The organism is Paenibacillus apis (genome assembly GCF_018333295.1).
Taxonomy (GTDB): Bacteria; Bacillota; Bacilli; order Paenibacillales; family Paenibacillaceae; genus Fontibacillus; species Fontibacillus antibioticophila.
Window position 1 is genome coordinate 1 of the sequence record NZ_BORS01000010.1, and the last position, 19,093, is coordinate 19,093.

Here is a 19,093-nt window from a genome sequence, read left to right on the forward strand (position 1 = left end):
TTGCTCCGCCTTTCATTACCTCCCCATGCGGCAAGGTAAATTATCCGGTATTAGCTACCGTTTCCGGTAGTTATCCCAGTCTTACGGGCAGGTTGCCTACGTGTTACTCACCCGTCCGCCGCTAACTATCAGGAGTGCAAGCACTCCATCAAGTCCGCTCGACTTGCATGTATTAGGCACGCCGCCAGCGTTCGTCCTGAGCCAGGATCAAACTCTCCAATAAAGTGTTTGACTTGCTCATTTCAAAACTGACGAGAAAATTATTTTCTCTATTTAATACTCACTCGTTGTTCAGTTTTCAAAGATCAACTTTGCGATGTTATTCGCTTTTTCGCATCACTGCGCTGTCTCAGCAGCGACCTTTATAATATAACATGTTCGCCTCTTTTAAGTCAAGAACTTTTTTTCAAGCCTTTCAAACCAAGTTCGAAACCGCTATTTTGAAGCACCTTGCCTTTTAGGGGCGAGATATAATTTATCATAGAATGAACCAGCCAGTCAACACCTTTCGCTGCAATTTTTCCGCTGGAAAAACATACCTGAAAATATAGAGCTACAGCCAGTAGCGAATTTCGCGTCCTTCCCCCAATCGTTCTTCAGCACGGGCAGAGGTCTGTCTGACGAATGAACGGTATACCAGCTTTCTGATCAATAAAGGGATGTCCTCACGAATGTACTTTAATTCAGGGTGTTCTGTCAGCTCTTGAATTCTCCACGGTTCCTTCCGGCTGCCAATAATGTGCAGCAACGCCTGACAGCACTCCTTCATTCTGGACGTCACAAAAAAATCGCACGCAATCAAGACAAGCTCAATCCGCTGTTCCAGACTCTCCTTGCTGTCTGTCAACTCATCGAAAAGCTTATACACTTCCGTGTTAAGCTCCCGGATTTGCTCCCATATACTGTTCTCCGGTATAATTCCCCGGCTGATCAATTCAATGCGTGCGTAATGCTTCAAGGATTGCAGCATGTTATAGTAGGCATCCATGTAGTCGTGTTCCCGAGCATACTGCTTTGCTTGAACATAGGTTCTTAAAAATCCGGAAAACTCCTTCAGTTTCCGATGGTCCCACATGTCCGCTTCCAAGGCGATCATGCGGCTGCGCAATTCTGTCACCTTGCCATGCTCCTCCCAAAAGATTTCACCGTGCAGAAAGTATCGGATAAGCTCCCGGCTTTCCCCCGAAATGCTCCACTGGAGTAAATCTTGCTGAGCAATATATTTAATCTGATAACGAATGCTTCCGCTGATACAATGCTCGATCTGGACGGAATCAGGATCCATTCTGTCGCAGATCACCAATACGATCAACTCAAAGTCATGAAGCAAGGGCCCATTAAAGCTAGAGCCCTGCTGTCGGTACCCCACAGCTCCAATAACCTGATGATTGCTCGTCTCTCTATCTGGAATTGAAAAAACGCTCTGCTTCACAGCACCCTCCTGCCTTGGCGTACAACCGCCAATTCGTTATAATATAGTTCTACACAGCCAGAACGTTTCCTTCTTCATTGGCGATATGAAATTTCATAGAGAATTGAGGTTGTTATGGATGCTCTTTAAATCCAGCAAAATCAACGAATTTCGTCTGTGGGGACTGCTGCTTACCATGGGCGGAATGGGACTGATGATCTTGGGAACAGCAGGAATTGTATTTTGGGGACAAGCTGGCAAGGTGGCAGCCGGTATTGGTCTTGTCATCGGCTTGATCCTCATGCTTGGGAGTCTAGCCATCTATTTCTGGGCCGGGATGCTGTCTACTTCCGCAGTCCAGCTGGACTGCCCGGAATGTGGAAAGCTCACCAAAATGCTGGGTAAGACAGACCGCTGCATGTTCTGCAAAACCATCCTTACCCTGGATCGGGAACAAGCTACTGTGACAGCCGATGAGTTGGAGCAGAACCACCTCCAGCAGAATTCCACAGCTTCAACTCCGAAATAAGGAATACATTGAAGCCACGGGGAATTTAACCGCAAAAATAACCGCAAAAAGGCAGACCGTTCATTCGGTCTGCCTTTTTGATTACTCTATAATTTGCTTAAGCACATCCCATGCTTCAGCTGATGCAAAGCTGCGGGTCCATGTAGCGACTCCGGCAAGGCCCAGCGATTTCGCCAGATCCACTCTGCTTTGCAGCGAAACGGCATCCTCCAGCCATATCCGGTTCAGGACATCTCCCTCTTTATACTCCACATAATTTTGGCCCGTATCTGCTGAAAATTCCGGTGTAAGCTTATAAGTTTCAATGATTTCTTTCGCCTTTTTCATCCCGATCGCTTTGGACTTCACTTTAGTCTTTCCGTCCACTTTGGTCTCGCTCCAGACCCGGGTATACAACGGGATTCCGAGAATCATCTGATCCGGATCGACCCCATCCTCCTGTAAAATGCGATTGACAGATGCTTCCACCCATGGCAGAGAGGCTACCGAGCCTGATACCGGGCTAGCAGCCCAATGCTCGTCATAAGCCATCAGAATCAAATAGTCAACCACAGGAGCCAGTGCTCGGCGGTCCAGAAAGGCCGACCACATCTCACTATTTGATTTTGGGGTTACATCAATGGATACAACAAGACCATATTCGGATGCCAACGGACGCAATTCTCTCATAAATTGAGTCAAATTCGGTCCATCCTTCGTATAGACATTTTCATAGTCGATATTAATTCCATCCAGGTCGTATAACTTGGCATAATGGAGCATCTGCAAAATCGTGGTCATTCTTTTATCAAAACTGGACAGCGCCTCAGTGGTTAGATCGGGCTCAAAGCTGTTGCTGAACAGCCCCCACACCTGCATGCCCTGGTTATGGGCCCAGTTCACATAAGCAGAATCAGCCTTCGATTTGACATTCCCTTCCCCGTCAATCAGCGAGAACCAGGTTGGGCTCACCACATTTACACCAGGTAATTCACCGATCGAAGCAGGCTTTGGCGCGACCTGGTATACGGCCTCCCAGGTTAAATTCACTTTCTTGGATTTCCATTTTTCTTTTCCTGGAGACAAGGCTTGTTCCAACTCCGGCACCTGGCGGCTGTCGCCTTCCACGGTAGAGGCCTTCTTCACAAACCCTGTGTATCCATTATATAGCTGCACATAATACCATTCTTCCTGTTCTCCCAGAATACGCAGCTTCGTCCCTGATTTCATATCTTGAAGAATCGGAGCATGAATGCTTCCTTCTTCCCTTAAAGCAACCGTAAAATCCTTCTTGCTCGACTCTTTGACCGTCACATGATTCAACTGCTCTCCCGGCGTCATAAGCAATACCGCTCCAGATGCGCTATCCTCATGGACTTCGGCCCCGTAAAGCTCGGTCAACAGGTCAGCAGGAAGATAAATCACCTCGTCTTGCTTCTCGGGGGCAAACCGCAATTCTACGGGCTTATTATTGATTTGGCCGGTTTTTTCATCGGTTTTTAGAAGAACCAGCTTGCGCGGAGTCGTAATAATGACAGATTGTGTCTCTTCTTCATAGAGAATCGTATCGTCAATAATCTGCTGAATGACCGGAAGCGGCAGCTTGAGACTCTCTCCTTGGCCGATCGCTGATCCCTCCAACAGCTTCCCATCAGAAAAAATCGGCTTTTCATATTTCCCCAGCCATTCCGGATCCGTATGTTCCCGGTTAGGCAGCACCTCCGTGGATACCCACCACAATCCTGCAATCATTAAAACCAGGAACAGAAGCCAGCCTTTCTTGCTTTTTCGCCTCGCCTTCCCGTGTTTCATCCTTCTTGTATCCAAATGTGTTACCTCCGTCACGAGTAATCTATTTCATCTCTGATGCCTAATAATCTAACGGATGAAGCCAGATGATAGTTTCATATATTATAGCATACTAGTAATCGGCTCCAGGGCAGCCAACACAAAGAGACCTCCCTTGCCCATGAACCCGGGTAGAGAGGTCTTATGAAAGAGAAATCAGGCCTGCTCCTGGCAGGATTTACATATACCATGCAGTTCGAGCCGGTGTCCATGAACGACGAACCCGGTTTCCTCTTCTGCACTCCGCTCAATATCCTCTAGAGAAGGATAAGAGAAATCCTTGATTTTGCCGCATTTTTCACACACGATATGATAATGATCCGATACATCCGCATCAAATCTGCTGGAGTTATCGCCGTAAGTCAATTCATGTACCATACCTGCTTCAATTAGCATCTTCAAATTATTATAGACCGTAGCCACACTCATATTAGGAAAACGAGGCTCCAAGGCACGGTAAATTTCATCTGCCGTAGGGTGGTTCATCGTCTCCATCAAATAGGAAAGAATAGCGTGACGCTGGGGCGTAATCCGTACACCAGTATTTTTCAGCTGATCTAATGCATGCTGTACGCGAGTAGCCATAAAGTCCACCGCCTTTAAAAAATGTAAATTAGAATGTTTATAATTTCATTTTACGTTTACCCATTTATTTTTGTCAACGAATGAACGAGCCTTGATCCGGTCCATTCATGACAATCATAAGAATTTTAACGATAATTCACGATAAGGTTACTATTCCCGTCTACTTTTATCATATGCTCTCCATTACCTTGAATACCAGTTATTACTTTATCTTCGATAGGGAAGGGCAAATCAGATTGAATATCGCCATAGCCGCTCGAGCCCTCAAGTGTATAATCACCCGTCACAGGGATTTCCAGCTTGACTTCCCCTACGCCGCTGTACACATCCCAGTCTCCTCCAACCAAATTGCTTGATACCCGGATCTTTCCGTTCAGGGACTCTGCTTGCAACACTTGCGGTACGCCGTCGATGACAATATTGCCGTTTCTCGTTCCGGCCGTGATCTCCCCTTCGGCATTCACCAGTGAAATATCTCCTACCTTCGTAGACAAGGCAGCATCTCCGTCAATCCCGTTCGCCTTAAGATTCCCTCCCTGGGTATCGATGGTCAAATTCCCAAAGATGCGATAGAATTCAGCGTCCCCGTTCAGCACCTTGGCTGTCACATCGCCGCCGATCTCCCAAAGCCTCAGATTACCGTTGGCCGTCTGCAGCTTAATCTGCTTCAGAGCCTGCACATTGGTCAGCTTAATCGAACCCTCTGTCGTACTGATATCCAGATCGAGGAAGCGGTTCTCCGGTAATAATATGGTAAGATTCACCCTTGGATGCCGCTTGCCGGAAGCTCCGTAAAGTTGATTTTTCACAGTTAAAGTCAGAGATTTCCCCACCGTTGCAGCAATTTCCGTCTTCTCCGCAATAGGTGCAGCCTCCTCCTCAGACAGCTCATCCACCCAGACCATTCCCTGAATCTGAATTTCCTCCGTCGTGGCACGCTTTATATCGATATCCCCATTCACGCCGTTAATGACTACTTGCTCCGTATCCAGCTCAATAGGCACCCGGACAACCGGCATTTTCAGGTGATACCCTTCCGCCTGGCTGAATTCTGCGGCTGAGGATGCCAAGTCAAGACTCACGCGGTTCCAAAGGTGCATGTAATGATCCTGCTGGGTCACAGCAAATACTGAAAGTGCAATCGCTACCGATAAAATAATGCCTTTAATATCGACTCGAATCCGATATGTTCGCCGCCCGGACGTTTTAAGATACCAGAATAGAACTCCGATATAATCCACGCCGAGCAGTATTAGCAGCAACGGCCACCATTTGGGAAGCTGGAAGAGATGATTCTGACCCGTTATTCGGTCCGATAACAGTACGAGCCCTACTGCAGCAATCAATGCCGCAGCTGTAAAGCGGCCAGATCGGACGAACCGGCGCCTTCCCTCTCTCCCGATCATAAGCAAGCCGCCAATAGTCAAAACGGCCGAGGCTAAGTAGCCGGAGAACCAATACAAAAAGGACTCCAGCCAAAACGGGTCCATGCGAAGCAAAAATATGACGGCTCCGCTGCCGATCAGCATCAGTCCAGCGATTACCCCTTCACGCACATTTGCATCCTGGGGCTGAGAAGCAGGAGCGTCGATGGACGCTTCTCCTTCTTCCCTGTGCGCCTCTTCATAACGAATTCTGGCATTGATCAGATCAACCGCCTGAAGAACGGTATATATACTATAGAAATAAATGATCGGGATCATCAGCCCAAGCAATACAAGCAACGGGAGGTTCAAGGCAGCTCTGACCGAGGAAAAATAAATGAGAGACGATATATCCAGCAAAAACAAGCTGATCAAAGCCGTGCCTTGTACAGGAAGCTTCAAATATAGATGTCCAAGTCCAGGAAATCCCGCCGCAAGCAGGCAGGCAACAACCTTCCGCTTCCTGCGTCTGGGACGGAATCCCCGGTTAGCTGCGCCGCCGGATCGAATAGACGCTTGACGTGGCTCTTTGCTCACAGAAATTTTCAGCGTCACCCTCTCCTCTCTGAAGTAAACATGTATACCTATATCATACCCTAATCCGGACCTACTGTAATGTGGGATCGTTTGGAGAAAGGTCTCATCATGGCTTGAAAACCCCGCAAAAAAAGGCGTGATCTCTGCACAATACAGAGAATCACACCTTTCTTCGAATATAAATACCTTCAGTCAGGTCTGCGATAGTGGAACACAGTAAGCTGCGCACCTGCAACAGAACTAACCGTCTCACCCGGCTCAAAGCCGAATTTACGATACAGCTGCACAGCAGGAATATTCCCGGTTCCAGCAGTCACAGAAAAAGCATCTACATCAGGAAAGCTCCTCAAGACATGCTCAACTAATCGAGAGCCAATACCTTGACGCAGGCAATCCTGCCGGATCATAAGTCTGGTAATCTCCACTTGAGCCGGAGAGCCGGAGAGAAATACAGCGATTGCACCTAGCAGCTCCTCCTCTTCCGAGATCATTCCGAAAAAAAGATCACCGCTGGATCGCAGCGAGCCGAAGGTTTCAGGGAGCGGGGGAACATTTTTCAGTCCCATCGCAGACGCCTCCATACGATAAGCCGTATGCTGAAGACTCCAAATCTGTTCAACGATATTCGGATCCTGCAAGGACAGGCTTGCGATCATTTCGGGCTCCCCCCTTTCCTGACCAGCGAATCAAGGCTTAATTCTTGAGCACATCCAGCAGTAGCTTATTGACCAACCCAGGGTTAGCCTTGCCCTTGCTCTGCTTCATGACCTGCCCGACGAGGAAGCCGATCGCCTTATCCTTACCGGCCTTGTAATCCTGTACCGAAGCCGGATTATTCGCCACAACCTCTTGCACGATCGCCAGAATAGCACCCTCATCGCTGATTTGAACCAGACCCTGCTCCTCCACAATCTGCTGAGGGAGCTTGCCGCTTTGAAGCATTTCCTTAAATACGGTCTTGGCAATCTTGGAGCTGATCGTTCCTTGTGCAATCAGATTCACCATCTCACCCAAGCCCTGCCCGGTCAACTTAATCTGGGATACTTCAAGGCTGTTCGTATTCAGATATCCAAGCAGCTCACCCATCACCCAGTTGGAGACTGACTTGGCATCACTCGTAAATTTCAAGCTCTCCTCGAACAGATCCGCCAGCGCCTTGGATGACGTAATCACACCCGCATCATATTCAGGCAAGCCGTACTCTGAGGCATAACGTGCTTTACGGGCATCCGGGAGCTCAGGGATCGTGGCGCGAACGGCATCCTTCCATTCCTGGCTAATTTGAATTTTGACCAGATCTGGATCCGGGAAGTAGCGATAATCATGCGCTTCTTCCTTCCCGCGCATGGAGAAGGTCTTCCCTTGCGCTTCATCCCAGCGACGGGTCTCCTGCACAACAACCCCGCCGTCATCAAGAATCTCGGCCTGCCGGATCTCTTCATATTCCAGACCGCGCAGCACACCGCGGAACGAGTTCATATTCTTGAGCTCGGCACGGATGCCAAATTCCTTCTGTCCGCGAGGACGAAGACTAATGTTAGCGTCACAGCGCATCGAGCCCTCTTCCATCTTCACATCGGACACGTCGCAATATTGCATGATCGCCCGCATCTTTTCCAGATAAGCGCGAGCTTCTTCCGGAGAGGAGATGTCAGGCTCCGACACAATCTCAATCAACGGAGTTCCCACGCGGTTAAAATCGACAAGGGAAGCGTAGCCGCCGTCGACATGCGTCAGCTTGCCGGCATCCTCTTCCAGATGCACACGTGTAATTCCGATTCTTTTCGTCACTCCGTCTACTTCAATGTCGATATAGCCGTGTTCCCCGATCGGCTGGTCAAATTGTGAAATCTGATAAGCCTTTGGCGAATCCGGATAGAAGTAGTTCTTCCGGTCGAATTTGCTCACATCGCCGATCTGGCAGTTGAGCGCCATCGCCGCCTTCATTGCATATTCTACCGCCTGGCGGTTCAGCACAGGCAGCACGCCAGGGTGCCCGAGACACACCGGGCAAGTATGACTGTTCGGAGGAGCGCCGAATTCCGTGGAGCAGCCGCAAAAGATCTTTGATTTCGTATGCAGCTCCACATGCACTTCCAGTCCGATTACTGTTTCATAATTGGATGTTGACATGTTGACCCTCCTGATTAGCCCGTCTTACAGCACCGGGCGTTGTTTATGGTGGTCCGTATGAGCTTCAAACGCATGGGCTACACGGAGAATGGTGCTCTCATCGAACGCTTTGCCGATCAATTGCAGCCCGACCGGAAGTCCCTCGGCAAAGCCGCACGGAATGCTGATTGCAGGTACACCGGCAAGGTTGACAGGAATCGTCAAAATATCGTTCAGATACATCGTAAGCGGATCATCCACTTGAGATCCCAACGCAAAGGCCGTGGTAGGAGCTGTAGGCCCCAGAATAATGTCGAATTTATCGAAGGTCTGATCAAAGTCCTGCTTGATCAAGGTCCGCACCTTTTGCGCCTTCAAATAGTAGGCGTCATAATAACCCGAGCTTAGCGCATAGGTTCCCAGCATAATCCGGCGCTTCACTTCCGGCCCAAAGCCTTGGCTGCGAGATTCCAGATACAGATCAAGCAAGCCTCCGGCATGGTCGGCACGCACACCGTAGCGGACGCCGTCGAACCGGGACAGGTTGGAAGAGGCCTCCGATGAAGCAAGCAGATAGTAAGCAGCCACAGCATATTCCGTATGCGGCAGCGAGACTTCCTCCCAGACGGCACCCAGCCCTTCCAGCACGCGAAGCGATTCCATAATGGCATCCTTAACCAGCGGATCTACACCATTCAGGTATTCCTTAGGAACGGCAATTCGGAGTCCCTTAATATCACCGGTCAGAGCTTGTACATAATTAGACGTATCCACATTGGCGGAAGTCGAATCTCTGTGATCATGTCCGGCAATCGCCTGCAGAACATAAGCGGCGTCTTCCACATTTTTTGTCACCGGACCGATCTGATCCAGGGAAGAGGCAAACGCCACCAGCCCGTAACGGGACACCCGTCCATAGGTTGGTTTGAGTCCGACAACGCCGCAATAAGAAGCAGGCTGGCGAATCGAGCCGCCGGTATCCGAACCGAGAGCAAAATAAGCTTCGCCCGCCGCAACAGCCGCTGCCGAGCCGCCGCTCGAGCCGCCCGGAACCCGGGTCAGGTCCCAAGGGTTGCGAACCGGCCGGTACGCCGAATTCTCGTTGGAGCCGCCCATGGCGAATTCATCCATATTGAGCTTGCCGACAGTTACGGCCTCGGCCTCCTTCAGCTTCGAGACGACCGTTGCATCATAAATCGGATTATAGTTGTCCAAAAAACGGCTGGCACAGGTGGTCCGAAGCCCCTCTGTTACCATGTTGTCCTTGATTCCGACAGGCAACCCGAAGAGCAGCCCCTTGCCGCCTCCCTGAACCAGTTTGTTATCCAGCTTTGCCGCCTCTTGACGGGCTGCTTCCTCATTAAGCGTTAAATAGGCGCCGATGCGCTCATCACGCTCTGAAATTTTGGCGAACGCCTCACCCACCAAATCGGTCACCGACAGTTCCTTCTTGTCCAGCCGATTATGTATCTCCTGCAAACGCAAATCAAACAGCGTCACTCACGCGTCCTCCTTCCAAATTCACCAATATCTATATAAGTTGAACTAAAGATTGTACACTGGGGGCAACGTGTGAAGTGTTCTTGCGATCGCTGTTGTTCACGGATTTCTTTGACTGAACTAAGCCATCATAGAGTAGAAATCCGCTCACAAAGGCGAACGCTATCCGAGCCTATGCTCCCGAAGTAGCTTTCTTTCAGAAAGCTTTCACTTCAGAAAACTCCTCACTTATGCCCTTTCCGTGTACTTTTCTAGTTCAACTTATATAATTCCGGCCATCGTTATTGCATTATTGCATGCTGCTTAATCCAATACCGCCGGCACTTTAAATTGTCCGTCTTCCTCCTCCGGCGCATTCCGGAATACCTTCTCCTGCGGCAGGCTCTCTCTGACCTCATCCTCACGCATCACATTGCTGAGATGAAGCACATGAGTCGTCGGCTCCACTTGATCCGTATCGAGCTCGTTCAATTTTTCGGCATATTGTAAAATCGCATTCAGCTGTTCCGTAAAAGTCTCACGTTCTTCTTCGGTGAGATTTAGTCTGGCCAGCTTGGCTACATGCTCCACATCATTCACCTGGATACTCATTTCACGCTTCCTCCCTCTTCTTTACATGAATAAAATTATATTGTAGATTAAGGCGGAGTTCAATCCGTTAAAGCACGAAAAAAGAAGAACGGCGCCATCCCAAAAGGAATATGTTTCCTTAGGGGACCGATCCTTTTGTAGTGAAAAACTAAAAACAGATAAACGTTTCAGTTTATCTGCAGCTGGAATCCTTAGCGGGATGGAGTACATTTGCCATATTTTAGTGCCAAAAGGCATTAAAATTCGTTGCTGGGGCTGGGCCGAGCACATTTTAGTGCCAAAAGGCATTAAAATAAGCTGCTGGGGCCGGGCTGAGCATATTTTAGTGCCAAAAGGCATTAAAATCCGCTGCTGGAGCCGGGCTGAGCACATTTTAGTGCCAAAAGGCATTAAAATCCGCTGCTGGAGCCGGGCTGAGCACATTTTAGTGCCAAAAGGCATTAAAATTCACTGCTCGGGCCGGGCTGAGCACATTTTAGTGACAAAAGGCATTAAAATTCGCTGCTGAGGCCGGGCTGAGCACATTTTAGTGCCAAAAGGCATTAAAATTCACTGCTCGGGCCGGGCTGAGCACATTTTAGTGCCAAAAGGCATTAAAATCCGCTGCTGGAGCCGGGCTGAGCACATTTTAGTGCCAAAAGGCATTAAAATTCACTGCTCGGGCCGGGCTGAGCACATTTTAGTGCCAAAAAGCATTAAAATTCGTTGCTGGAGCCGGGACGAGCACATTTTAGTGCCAAAAGGCATTAAAATTGCGCCGACGTGGCTGGGTGGAGCAATTATAGGTAAAAGAATAGGGGCCCCTTCATCATCCATGTGACTTTTGAAAGGGCCCCATTCATATTTAGAAGATTCGATTCTATATCCAGGCCCGCAGATTTACTTGCTTAATAAACTCTGCCGTAGACATGGCTTCCTTTGTTGGTTCCTTCTGCTCATCCACATCATGGTCCTCGCCATTTAGCACATGCAGAAACAGCTTCTCGTTATGCGTAGCCAATGCGTAATCAATCAACGCCTCCTGCAGCGCCCGTTCTGCTTCCCATTCTATCAGCACTGCTTCCGATTCGACATCTTCGGCAGGAACATAATAGTTCCGTCCTGTCTTCGGAGAGCGGATCACATAATCAAAAGCATTATCCGGATTACGGTCATAAGCAATCACGTAACCATATTCCCCAACAGGAAGATTCTGCTCAAAGGCATCACCGACGAATACAATCTTTTCTCCCAACTGCAGCATCGTCTTCCTCCCTGAAATTAAAATGAGTGTTCAAAAAGTCAAATTTTCAGCACCGAGAAGATTGGATAAAGCCAGGGACTGAGTAGCGGAGCTACACGGTTTCGAAGAAATTGACTTCGAAAGCATGTGCTTGACAAAGCCACGCGAGTCAAATGCTCCCCAAGGAAGCATGCCTCGTAAGCAATTGCTCGGAAGTCCCGGCTGAACTCAAGACTCGACATCGAGTCTGCTTCATGATCTACTTCGTGATCAAAAGATGACCTTTAGAACTACCTCTTAAAGTTATTATATAATCCTACTAAAAAAAATAAAGAAGGGCAACTATACCAAGTTGAACTAATGTTTGAACGTTGGAGCAACGTGTGTTTGAACGATGGGGCAACGTGCGAAGTGTCCTTACGATTGTTGTTGTTCGCGGATTCCTTTAACCGAACTAAACTATCACATGTAGAAATCCGCTCTTAAAGGCGCACACTAACGATCAATGCCTCCAAAGCAGCTTTCGAAGCAGCTTTCTTACAGAAAGCTATTAACATTTTACACTTATGCTCTTTCCACGCTGTCTCTTCAGTTCAATTTATATAGTTAAAAAGTAAAAAAAGAACGCAAACCGGGACAGGCCGCAGCTTGCGTGCTTCGCAAAGGTTACAATTAATTAATGATTAAATATTAGCAAAGCGCTGACAGCTTGTCCAGCCTTTTTGCATTTTTCGCACAGAAATTTGTTGTAAATGCAGAATACCCGTCGAGAAAGCTTAAGATACATACGGATTGTTCTGCTTTTCAAACCCGATCGTCGTTGCTGGGCCGTGGCCGGGATAGACCTTCGTACCCTCAGGAAACTGGAACAATGTGCCTCTGATAGAGTTATACAGATCCGCCTCTCTGCCTCCGGGCAAATCGGTACGGCCGATGCTCATTTTGAACAGGCAGTCCCCCGAGAATAAATGCTCTCCGCACAAGAAGCTTACACCGCCCGGGGAATGTCCCGGTGTATGGAATACTGTAAACTCATGCCCCGCCAGCTTCAGCTTCTGACCTTGCGCCAGATCATACTCGGCTTCAGCCGTCGCGATCGGACCGGTCACATTCGGCCAGAGCAGGGAGCCATTAAGCTTAGGGTTTGTAAGCCATTCCGCTTCCGAAGGATGGAGGTAAACCGGGCAGCCCTTCAGCTTCCGGATTTCGTCCACCCCTCCAATATGGTCGAAGTGGGCGTGTGTCAGTAAAATGGCTTCGATCTCCACATCCTTGATCCGCTTAATCAGGGCACCGGGGTTCATGCCAGGATCGATAATAATCGCCTTCTGCTTATCCTCACCATAGATCAGATAGGCATTGGTCTGCAGCGGGCCAAGCGAAAAGCTCTCTACGTTCAACATGCTAGATTAACCCGGAGATCAATTTACGCAACTCGGTCACGACCGATCCGTTCACTCCGGCTCCTTCCTCATATTTCACGGCCATCGCTTTACGAACTTCGCCGATCTTCTCTTCGTAATCCGGTGCCTCTCGGTCGGGATTCTGACGCTTGAACTCGATCATCAGCGCCTGCACATGCTCCGGTCTTGGTCCCCATTGCCCCAGCACCTGACCCTGATCGTCGGCGAAAATGATGATCGGAACGGAGCGTCCTCCGTTGGTCAGAAAATGCTCCATGAGGTCCTGATGCTGCTCTAAGATAAATACTTCCGCCGTTAAGCCCGAAGCTTCAAGCGCTTGAAAGACAACGGGTACACTGCGCACCACATCCCCGCACCAATCCGCGGCAAGAATCAGTACGCGCAGATTACTCTTGCCTTGCAGACCCTCGAAAAAGGCACGGTCCTCTTCGCTCTGCCAGGCAAATTTGTCATAATTGGCTTGAAAAGCCTCCTTATTCTTCTGCATGCCCTCCATAAATTGAAGAGGCGTTATTCCAGCTCCGAACTTATACGCAACATTTACGCTCATCTTAGGCATCCCCTTTCTTTTTTGAAGCTCCATACCATTTTACGAGAATATACACAATGAACAATGCGGCGGCAACCAGCAAAATCGGAATAACAAGCGGGCCGGCCTTTTCGTCTACATGCTGCCAGCCTTCGCCCAGCTTGAGTCCCAGATAGACAAACAGCACGGACCAAGGAATGACCGCGAGCGTTGTCAGGCCGACAAATTTGCCTAAAGGCATTTTGGCCATACCGGCGGGAATCGAGATCGCATGTCTGGCCACCGGAATGAATCGAGCCGTAAAGATCACGCCAGGGCCGTATTTTTCAAACCATGCCTCCGAGACATCGATATGCTTCTTTTGAATCAAAATATATTTCCCGTAGCGCTCCAAAATGGGCCTTCCCCCATAACGGCCGATCCAGTAAATAAATAATTGAGCAATCACGCCGCCGATAACACCAAAGATGACAGCTCCTATAAAATTAATATACCCGCCGTATACCAAATAACCGCCATAAGCCAAGACAATTTCGCTCGGAATGACTTCAATCATCAATCCGAACATAATTCCGAAATACCCCATCTGCTGAATCCACTCCAGCAGCACGCTAATCAATTGATTAATCCATTCCACTGCGTTTGCCCCGCTCCCTGATTTCCTTTTCCACCAGTCTATTCTATCACAGCCCGGGACATGCATTCTACTTAAGCAAACAGATCCATTTAGCTTCAGGGAATGTGCCCTTTCATCATTCGAAGGCATATGCTGGAGAGAAGGAGGGAAGCAAGATGATGCCCAAACCCGGGAAACACACTTCACCGCTGCCCACGCCTAGAAAAATCCGCCGCAGCTGCAGCAAGGAGCTGTATCGTACAATCAAGCGGCTGGACACCTATATTCCGGAGGAGCGCATTCGGCAGGGAGAAGACCTATATTACCGCAAGGTCATCGGGAATCTGCTATGGATCGCGGAAAATATAAGTAATCGGCGGCTGCTCTCCGATTGGTGGGATGAAGCAGTTAGTGCAGAGCTCGCCGAGCTGTGGCAGGTGGATCGAGAGACTCTGTCCAAGGCCTTCCGGGCCGCATTTGGCGGTTAACGGCTAATACGGATCAGGCTGGCAGGAGGATTCTGAAACGGGATTCATTCGTAAAGCCGGCAGCGACTCTCTCATTCTCCGAAGCTGTTCGCCAAGCCGAATCACTGTCTCCTCCCCTCCAAAATTCAGATCATTTCTCCGCCAGGGCCCTCCCGCTGTTAATTCCGTATAACGAGCGTAAAACTCCGCTCCGGCGGCGAGCGTTTGCCAGGCTGCCTGCTGCTGCAATTCACGTTCTGCCTCCCGGTCCGCCATCTTCATCGCTGCCAGCCGGGAGGCTTCCGACATCGCGGTAACCCACGTCATGTTACTGTAGCGATTCAGCTCGGTTGCCCGCCGCAAATGCTCCAGAGCGGCCAAATCTTCCCGCTCGGCAAGCAGCTTGCCAAGCGCCAGTTCCAGCTCCGGCCGCGCTCGCTCATAGCTAAGTCCGCGCTGCAGCCAGACGGCAGCCTCCTCGGCATCGGAGCGCGCAGCAAGAGCAAGGTACAGCCGGTGCCTTGCAGGTGCCAAGGTGCTTGCCTGCCGGAGCAGCTTTTCGGCTTCCTGTGGATACTGAGCCTCTACGGCAAGGGCCAGACGCTCCCGCCGCAGGCTCTCTGCCTGCCCCAAACACAAGACGGCGGCGCAGAGCAACGCCAGCGCAGCAGTGCCAGGCAGCAGAACACGAAAGAAGCGGATGCTTCGGCAGTAAGCGAGCAGGACAAGCCAACGCCGGAATAGAGGTTCAGACGGTGGCGCCAATTTTGCCGGCAGAGATAATGGAACCTTACCATCTGCTGCAGCGGCCTCCGCCTTGGCCCAGCGGAACAGCCAGATGAGGAGCAGCCAGACCAGACCATAGCTAAGATCAAAGTCGATGAGGCTGTGAAGCAGGAGAAGCAGGACGCTGGGCAGCAGCCGGCAGCGGCTCTGGAAGGCGGAGCGCAGGGCCGGGATGATCCAGGCGAGCAGCACAAGTACGCCCGCGAGCCCGAGATCCATCAGCAGGTCGAGATAGCCGCTGTGCACCTCGCTGCCCGTATAAGGGCTGCTCTGCACACTGCGATAGACGCTGCGCCAGGTGTCGCCGCCCTGACCGAGCCAGGGCGCACCGCCGATGACCCGCAGGGCATCGGCATACATATCGCCGCGCGCGAGCAGCGTCGCGGCGCCCGTAAGCCGCTGCGGCAGCGCCAGCAGCGCGCCGGGCCATGCCGCCGCCAGCGCCAGCAGGCCTGCGGCCGCGGCGAGGGCGGCAACACCGGCAGCGCAGCGCTTGCCGGTGATAAGGCGCAGCGCGCGCGGGCCCGCGGCGGCGAGCGCTGCAGTGGCCGCGGCCCAGCCGCCGAGGACGGCGGCAAGGGCCGCATGGCCCTGGAGTGCGGGCGGGGCCAAGCCCGCACGCATGAGCGGCGCCGCCAGCAGGGCGCCGGCGCCAAGGGCGGCTGCGCTGTGCAACGCGAAGCGCAGCCGCTCCCCGCGGCGCAGCAGGAGGGCGGCGATGGCCCAGGCCGCCGCAAGCGCCGCAAAGGCGCCGCGCGACTCCGTCAGCAGCAGGCACAGCGCAAAGACCGGCGCCAGGGCACCGGCCTGCTGCCCCTGCCAGCGTCCCGCGCGGGTGAAGGCCTGCCGGGGCAAGGCCGCAAGGGCGGTCAACCGCTCCAGCAGTGCAGCTCCCATCACGGCTCCGAACGTGTTCGGATACTGGAGCAGACCGCCAAGCCTTGCCCCGGCAGCAGCTACCTCGCGATCCGCTGTGCGCAGGATCGCGCCAGGCCACGGCAGGCAGCCGTAGACGACGGCCAGTGACGCAAGCGCCAACAGGCCTGTGGTCAGCAGCCAGCCGGACTCCAGAAAGCGGACAGCCGTTCCTCCGCAAGAGGCTGCCTGCAGCGCGGCTGCATAACCCGCCGCAAACAGCCAGAATACCGCGGACAAAATAGTCGCTTGGACAGAAGCAGGCCCGAGACCCAAATGCAGGATATACAGACAGGCTAGAATAGCTGGAGCCAGGGCTGCCTGAAGCGAGGGATGCATCCATGCGTCCGCTTGAAGGACTGTTCGAGGAGATATTCCTGAGCTTTTCCGGATCAGCCCATGCCCCAGAACTAACGCGATGCCCGTCAGCCAGAAGGCAACAAGCAGAAGGGTTCCAATATTTTCAAGAAAGAACATCCCGCCCAATGCGCAGGTGACAAGCAGAGTAAATACGAGTGCGGATTTTAACCCCGCAACAGCCCACCCACGCACCCCCGTCTTCATCTTCATTTCCCTCCCTGTTTCTTCTGCTTTATTGTGAAACCCTGCAATCATGACCACCATTGGGCGGGTGGCTTGCTCTTGGGACATAACTTCTGCTGAATGGTTCGACTGTTGGTTGCTTCACCACATTTGTACCTATTGTCACTGATCGCTGGATAAACTTCATAATAATTGCAAAAATGCAACTGAAACCTCAACATTTCCAAAGTTCAAAGGTTTAAGTGTACCTCATTCAGCTAAGAGTCTGCTCTTTTTTAGAATGGCTGAGTTTTTGCGAATCCAGCTGTACTCCATACAGTTATTTTTGATTTCGGAGCCAAAGCTCAGAATTTAAGTGTCTCATGTACAATTAAACCGGCACCATAGGTTGAATATACATTGGAGCATTGATCCTGTTGGCTTAAGTCCCGTCCTCTCAACCGCATAGCAGGAGGTTTTATGTCGGATGTTTTCTTCAGATGGTTTCAAAATCGGGTGGTTTCTATCAGGTCGTTACTGTCGGGTCGTTTTCTGTTTCGAACACCTCGCATGCTCAGTTGGCTGAAATCATGCAAAAAAAGCCAACACGATTAAGAGGTTGTTCAAAAAGTCCCCTTTTGATCACGAAGTGTTTCAAGAGGATAACTTGACGCCGAATCTTGCGTTCATCCTTCTCTGGATTCTCGCAACTTTCTCGGTGCTGATAAGTTGATTTTCTGAACTCGCTCTATAAGTGTTGACTTCCTTCACCCGGAACAAACCGGAAACGCTCTAATGTTTCAGGATCACTCTATTGATTGCAGGATCACTCTAAATGTTTGCAGGTGCCGGCACGAACCGGCGTCCTAGGAACGATTACCTTAGCCAGCGTCCTATAATCTATGACGATTACATCATGGGAAGCAAATCACGGCAGGCTCGTTCCAAATAAGGGGAAGCCCCGAGGAAATCCCGGAACACCATGTATTCCTGCCATAATCTGTCGCGGTCTCCGCTTTCCGATCGAACCGCACGGATCAATATATTTTTCGGGGTATGCTCCATATCAATGAACTCCAGCAGCTGTGTCTTGTAGCCCATCAGATCAAGCAGCTTGGCCCGAATCGCATCGGTTGCCAGCGCCGAGAAGCGTTCCTTGAGAATGCCATGCCCCAGCAACGGATCCAATACAGGCTGCTGAATCTGTTCAAACAACTCATGCTGACAGCATGGCACCGAGAGAATGACGGAGGCGTCCCAGCGGATTGCCTTTTCCAGTGCCGCATCGGTTGCCGTATCACAGGCATGCAGCGTAACTACCATATCCACCCGCTCTAATTCATCATAGTCCGCAATGTCGCCGACAAGAAACTTCAGGTTTTGATAATCCAGCTTTTTCGCCAGCAATCCGCAATGTTCGATGACATCCGCTTTCAAGTCGAGTCCGACAATATTCAACGCTCTATTCAGCTCGATCGACAAATAATGATATAAGGCGAAGGTCAGGTAGGACTTGCCGCAGCCGAAATCAATGATGGTTAGCGGGCGGTCGGCAGGTAAATGAGGGAGCACATCCTGAACCATTTCTAAAAAGCGATTGATTTGTCGGAACTTGTCATATTTCTTGGCCAGCACTTTACCTTCCGCGTTCATAATTCCCAATTCTACAAGAAAGGGTACAGGTGTGCCGTCATCCAGGATATACCTCTTGGTCCGGTTATGAGTAAGCTCCCCGGGCTTTTTAGTAGCTTGCTTTTTCAGAATGGACACCTTGAACTTTTTGCTGATCAGGATCTGATAATCAGCTTCAGACGTATAGATTTGCGCTTGGCGGAAGGTTTGCTCAAACAACGGCATGACCTGTCTGCAGAGCGAGCCCGCCGGAACATTCTCATGTGTGACCTTGTTTTTATAATGATAAGTCAATTGGTAATTCAGCTTCTGCTTCAGCAGGACGGGCTTAATGACGACTTTGGTGTAGCTCTCCTCGTCAGCTTTGCGCTGCTGGCTTAATATAGCCGTAATCAAATTTTCCTGCCGGTCCGTATGCTCCAACAGTTCAATCAGCTTGTCCAATCCTATCACGCTCGCTTTCT

18 protein-coding genes and 1 rRNA gene are annotated in these 19,093 nt (G+C 50.7%); 4 read left to right on the plus strand and 15 right to left on the minus strand.

All coding sequences use genetic code 11. The features are described from left to right. Nucleotides 1-223 (minus strand): 16S ribosomal RNA (locus tag KI362_RS14915); the annotation flags it as partial. Between the two features lie 330 nt (nt 224-553). Further along, complete coding sequence (locus KI362_RS14920; RefSeq protein ID WP_301628203.1) at nt 554-1,432, minus strand: nucleotidyltransferase-like protein; 879 nt, start codon at nt 1,430-1,432, stop codon at nt 554-556. Nucleotides 1,433-1,550: 118 nt separating this feature from the next. On the opposite strand from KI362_RS14920, the gene KI362_RS14925 reads away from it, so the two are divergent. Continuing rightward, the gene (locus KI362_RS14925) at nt 1,551-1,940 is read left to right on the plus strand and encodes a YgzB family protein (RefSeq protein ID WP_301628206.1); all 390 of its coding nucleotides are present in this window, start codon (nt 1,551-1,553) and stop codon (nt 1,938-1,940) included. Nucleotides 1,941-2,021: 81 nt separating this feature from the next. Here KI362_RS14925 and KI362_RS14930 read toward each other — a convergent pair whose 3' ends face one another. From KI362_RS14930 to gatC, 7 genes are all read right to left on the minus strand, one after another. Then, nucleotides 2,022-3,671, minus strand: coding sequence for a glycosyl hydrolase family 18 protein (locus KI362_RS14930; RefSeq protein WP_301628208.1), 1,650 nt, complete (start codon nt 3,669-3,671; stop codon nt 2,022-2,024). Between the two features lie 252 nt (nt 3,672-3,923). Continuing rightward, entirely contained in the window at nt 3,924-4,352 is a 429-nt protein-coding gene (locus KI362_RS14935) for a Fur family transcriptional regulator (RefSeq protein ID WP_301628210.1), read from the minus strand. A gap of 125 nt (nt 4,353-4,477) precedes the next feature. After that, entirely contained in the window at nt 4,478-6,313 is a 1,836-nt protein-coding gene (locus KI362_RS14940) for a DUF4097 family beta strand repeat-containing protein (protein ID WP_301628212.1), read from the minus strand. A gap of 188 nt (nt 6,314-6,501) precedes the next feature. Continuing rightward, entirely contained in the window at nt 6,502-6,969 is a 468-nt protein-coding gene (locus KI362_RS14945; RefSeq protein WP_301628214.1) for a GNAT family N-acetyltransferase, read from the minus strand. A gap of 37 nt (nt 6,970-7,006) precedes the next feature. Then, the gene (gene gatB / locus KI362_RS14950; RefSeq protein ID WP_301628216.1) at nt 7,007-8,446 is read right to left on the minus strand and encodes an Asp-tRNA(Asn)/Glu-tRNA(Gln) amidotransferase subunit GatB; all 1,440 of its coding nucleotides are present in this window, start codon (nt 8,444-8,446) and stop codon (nt 7,007-7,009) included. 24 nt (nt 8,447-8,470) lie between these two features. Next, on the minus strand, nt 8,471-9,925 hold the full coding sequence (gene gatA, locus KI362_RS14955) for an Asp-tRNA(Asn)/Glu-tRNA(Gln) amidotransferase subunit GatA (RefSeq protein ID WP_301628218.1): 1,455 nt from the start codon (nt 9,923-9,925) through the stop codon (nt 8,471-8,473). A gap of 303 nt (nt 9,926-10,228) precedes the next feature. Then, complete coding sequence (gene gatC / locus KI362_RS14960; RefSeq protein ID WP_301628220.1) at nt 10,229-10,516, minus strand: Asp-tRNA(Asn)/Glu-tRNA(Gln) amidotransferase subunit GatC; 288 nt, start codon at nt 10,514-10,516, stop codon at nt 10,229-10,231. A 199-nt stretch (nt 10,517-10,715) separates the two neighbouring features. On the opposite strand from gatC, the gene KI362_RS14965 reads away from it, so the two are divergent. Next, nucleotides 10,716-11,024: a hypothetical protein gene (locus tag KI362_RS14965; protein WP_301628222.1), complete on the plus strand. Its 309-nt coding sequence runs from the start codon at nt 10,716-10,718 to the stop codon at nt 11,022-11,024. A 351-nt stretch (nt 11,025-11,375) separates the two neighbouring features. Here the strand turns inward: KI362_RS14965 and KI362_RS14970 are convergent, their stop codons facing one another. The 4 genes from KI362_RS14970 to KI362_RS14985 form a co-directional block, all read right to left on the minus strand. Then, complete coding sequence (locus KI362_RS14970) at nt 11,376-11,759, minus strand: hypothetical protein (RefSeq protein WP_044482212.1); 384 nt, start codon at nt 11,757-11,759, stop codon at nt 11,376-11,378. A gap of 755 nt (nt 11,760-12,514) precedes the next feature. After that, nucleotides 12,515-13,141 (minus strand): MBL fold metallo-hydrolase, encoded by a 627-nt coding sequence (locus KI362_RS14975; protein WP_301628225.1) that lies wholly within the window; start codon nt 13,139-13,141, stop codon nt 12,515-12,517. A 1-nt stretch (nt 13,142) separates the two neighbouring features. Then, nucleotides 13,143-13,712, minus strand: coding sequence for a thioredoxin family protein (locus KI362_RS14980; RefSeq protein ID WP_301628227.1), 570 nt, complete (start codon nt 13,710-13,712; stop codon nt 13,143-13,145). A 1-nt stretch (nt 13,713) separates the two neighbouring features. After that, nucleotides 13,714-14,328: a DedA family protein gene (locus KI362_RS14985; protein ID WP_044482216.1), complete on the minus strand. Its 615-nt coding sequence runs from the start codon at nt 14,326-14,328 to the stop codon at nt 13,714-13,716. Between the two features lie 155 nt (nt 14,329-14,483). On the opposite strand from KI362_RS14985, the gene KI362_RS14990 reads away from it, so the two are divergent. Then, on the plus strand, nt 14,484-14,795 hold the full coding sequence (locus KI362_RS14990; RefSeq protein ID WP_374705670.1) for a dehydrogenase: 312 nt from the start codon (nt 14,484-14,486) through the stop codon (nt 14,793-14,795). A gap of 3 nt (nt 14,796-14,798) precedes the next feature. Here KI362_RS14990 and KI362_RS14995 read toward each other — a convergent pair whose 3' ends face one another. Then, nucleotides 14,799-15,920 carry a tetratricopeptide repeat protein gene (locus tag KI362_RS14995; RefSeq protein WP_374705671.1) on the minus strand — a complete coding sequence of 374 codons (1,122 nt, stop codon included), beginning with the start codon at nt 15,918-15,920 and terminating at the stop codon, nt 14,799-14,801. 475 nt (nt 15,921-16,395) lie between these two features. Between KI362_RS14995 and KI362_RS15000 the strand changes: the two genes are divergently transcribed. Then, the gene (locus tag KI362_RS15000; RefSeq protein WP_301628534.1) at nt 16,396-16,572 is read left to right on the plus strand and encodes a hypothetical protein; all 177 of its coding nucleotides are present in this window, start codon (nt 16,396-16,398) and stop codon (nt 16,570-16,572) included. A gap of 1,334 nt (nt 16,573-17,906) precedes the next feature. Here KI362_RS15000 and KI362_RS15005 read toward each other — a convergent pair. Beyond that, nucleotides 17,907-19,073, minus strand: coding sequence for a class I SAM-dependent methyltransferase (locus KI362_RS15005; protein ID WP_301628228.1), 1,167 nt, complete (start codon nt 19,071-19,073; stop codon nt 17,907-17,909). Between the last annotated feature and the right edge of the window lie 20 nt (nt 19,074-19,093).